1 pseudogene is annotated in these 1,319 nt (G+C 30.4%); it reads right to left on the minus strand.

Features of this window, described 5'->3' with window-relative positions:
* Positions 1-294, minus strand: a pseudogene (locus ACFIMM_RS04760) (hypothetical protein); the annotation flags it as partial.
* Between the last annotated feature and the right edge of the window lie 1,025 nt (positions 295-1,319).

The following is a 1,319-nucleotide window of genomic DNA, read 5'->3' on the forward strand; positions in this document are numbered from 1 at the left end:
TTTTACTTTAGCATTTCCAAAGACGCGTGCATTTTGAAAGACCCGAGCTTTATTATACACCCAGCAATTACCTTCATGAGATAAGTTGCTTTCATTTTCAATATACCCCCCTAAATCGCCTTTTTTGACATCATCAAAATCTCTTAAGGCTCTAATTCGAGTTAAGAAATGACCATCGATATATTCACAATCATCAATAAATTCGTATTTTTTTGCAGGCTCTTGTTGATTAGCAAGCGCGGTTTCATTTGAAATATTAGAGATAACGGGGGTGTTTTTTACTATAGTTTTCATAGTTTTTTCCTAACGAAATTAAAATTTTTCATTAACAGCCCATAAGGGCGCCGGGTGCTGAAAAACACGGTCGTTAGTCCGCTGTTATGNACAGACGCGGTTTCATTTGCAATATTAGAGATAACGGGGGTGTTGTTTGAGATATTTTTCATAATTAAAACCTACATGTTTATATGTTTGTTATTGACAACCCTTTAAGGGCGTCGGGCGTTAACAAACACGGCATGTAGTCCGTTGCTTACACTTTTCCCATAAGGGTATTGTATGGTGTAAGCACACCCGACAAAATCATCATATATGCTAATTAAAGCATAAAAGATAGCCAGTTTTTAAAAGCTTTGGAAAGATTGTATCGTAATCTATCCGCTACATGTTTAGTGTTTGTTAATCACTTGATTATTTGTGTAACAAAATACGTATTTATTGTCAAATAATATTTCTATCTTTTTGATATTTTTTCTTATTTTTTAAATACGTTGTGTATTGATAATATCTTATGCTTATTAATTTCTTCTTTTATATTTATGTGCTTTTAAAGCTATATTATATGTTTTATGAAACGATTGCGTTATTTTCTGAATCTATACATTGATAATATTTAGAAACGCTCTCATAGTGCGTATTTTTAACTTTATAACCTATCAGTTTTTTTCACTAAATGAATTTTAATTTTTTTGTGAATTTTTTTTATAACACATTTGCAACTTAACAGCTTTTCATAGAGATGGTCTTTATAACCAACCCTTTCATTTGCATTATGATTATAAAACCTTGCTGTTTTTATGCATTCTCNATCTATACATTTATAATATTTAGAAACGCTCTCATTATGCGTATTTTAAACTTTATAACCTATCAATTTTGTTACTAAATGAATTTTAAATTTTTTGTGAATTTTGTTTATAAGGGGCTTTAATTTAAACGACCTTAATAGCACCGCGCTCTTATAACAAATGCTTTCATTTGCATTTTTGCTTTCTCTATAGTTGTTATGTTCTTTATAGCCATGGCATCATTTTTCATGT

It is taken from the genome of Bartonella sp. AP258QHHD, assembly GCF_042196145.1.
In the GTDB taxonomy this organism is placed as follows: domain Bacteria; phylum Pseudomonadota; class Alphaproteobacteria; order Rhizobiales; family Rhizobiaceae; genus Bartonella.